The 1,596-nt window shown below is 77.9% G+C and carries 2 protein-coding genes; one reads left to right on the forward strand and one right to left on the reverse strand.

Going from position 1 to position 1,596, the window contains the following annotated elements; genetic code table 11:
- Positions 1-117: 117 nt before the first annotated feature.
- Complete coding sequence (locus tag ACFVX9_RS30715; RefSeq protein ID WP_063348083.1) at positions 118-693, reverse strand: 5-formyltetrahydrofolate cyclo-ligase; 576 nt, start codon at positions 691-693, stop codon at positions 118-120.
- Between the two features lie 192 nt (positions 694-885).
- On the opposite strand from ACFVX9_RS30715, the gene ACFVX9_RS30720 reads away from it, so the two are divergent.
- Positions 886-1,596, forward strand: a 711-nt coding sequence (locus ACFVX9_RS30720; RefSeq protein WP_387984653.1) for a GGDEF domain-containing protein, incomplete at its 3' end; no start/stop codon positions are given.

Below are 1,596 nucleotides of genomic sequence, written 5' to 3' on the forward strand. Positions count from 1 at the left end.
AGGAAGCAGGGAAGAAACCCCCCGACCAGAGCCGACGTCCCACCCACACCCACCCCCCCACACCCACCCCCCCCCTCTCCCCCCCCCCCCCCCCCCCGAGCTGTCCCCGCCGCCGTCTCACCCCAGCCTGCGCAGCCCGGCGGGCGTGACCGCCAGGTCCACCGGGCGGTCGTGCGGCTCGGCCGGCACCTCGTCCAGCAGCTCGTGCTCGTACAGCAGCACCGCCAGCACCGGCCGCGCGCCCGCCCGCCCCAGCCGGGCCAGCACCCGGTCGTAACTGCCGCCGCCGCGGCCCAGCCGCAGCCCCCGCCGGTCCACCGCCAGGCCCGGCAGCAGCACCACCGAGGCTTCCGTGACCGCCTCCGGGCCGAGCCTCGGGCCGACCGGCTCCAACAGCCCGCGCCCGGCCGGGGCCAGCTCCTGCGGGCCCTGGTAGGCGGCCCAGTCCAGGTCGTTGTCGGGCAGCAGCACCGGCAGCAGGACCCGCACCCCGCGCGCCCGCAGCGCGTCCAGCAACGGCCTGGTCCCGGGCTCGGCGCCCACCGACACGTACGCGGCCACGGTGGTGCCCGGCGCCGCCAGCTCCCCGGCGTGCCCGGCCAGCGCGTGCGCGGCCTCCGCGCGCCCGTCGGCGGAGAGTGCGCGGCGCCGGGTCAACAGCCGTGTCCTCAGATCGCTCTTCTCGTTGTGCATCGGATCCTCCGCAACTCTGTGCCGTCGAGCTGTGCCGCCGACCGGTCTCGCCGACCGGTCTCGCCGACCGGTCTCGCCGACCGGTCTCGCCGACCGGTCTCGCCGACCGGTCTCGCCGACCGGTCTCGCCGACCGGTCCCGCCGACCGGCGCCATCGACGCGCAGAGCCTGACATGCGAAAGGCCGCCGCGATTGTCCACCCCGCTGCTGGTCCAGGCCCTGGCCGTGCTCAGCGCCCCCGCGCTGGCCGGCGCCACCGTGCTCGGGCTGCGGCTGCGCCGGGGCGGCGCCGAAGCCGCCGCCCGGCAGGAGCAGCTGCGCGAGCGGATCGCCGAACTGGAGACCCACTGCGCCGACCTGGAGCGCACCGCCTCCTGCGACCCGCTCACCGGCGTGTGGAACTACCGCCACCTGCAGCTCACCCTGGACCGCGAGATCGAGCGCGCCCGCCGCGCCGAGCGGACCGACCAGCCCGAAGGGCCGCGCCCGCTGGCCGTGCTGCTGCTGGAGATCACCGGCTTCGACGCGGTCGTCGCCGAGCACGGCCGCGGCCGTGCCGGTGCGGTGCTGCGCGACCTCGCCCAGCGGCTGGCGATGGAGATCCGCCGCGCCGACACCCTCGGCCGCTACAGCGGCGAGGAGTTCCTGGTGGTGCTGCCGGACACCGGCGCCGAGGGCGCCGCGCAGGTCGCCGAGCGCCTGGTCTGGTCGGTCCGCCGGCACCTGCTGCTCGACTGGTCCTCCGGCCCGCGCGAGTCCCGCCCGGCGCACGGCAACGGCCTCACCGCCGCCGTCGGCGTCGCCGTGCTGCCCGAGGACGGCACCCACGCCGCCGTGCTGCTGCGCGCCGCCGACCGCGCGCTCGCCGAGGCCAGGGCGGCCGGCGGCGACTGCTGGCGGGTC

The sequence above is a fragment of the Kitasatospora sp. NPDC058243 genome, assembly GCF_042882025.1.
In the GTDB taxonomy this organism is placed as follows: Bacteria; Actinomycetota; Actinomycetes; order Streptomycetales; family Streptomycetaceae; genus Kitasatospora.

Excerpts from the sequence above, each read along its gene's own strand:
- ACFVX9_RS30715 (WP_063348083.1), bottom strand. The coding sequence starts at position 693 with ATGCACAACGAGAAGAGCGATCTGAGGACACGGCTGTTGACCCGGCGC.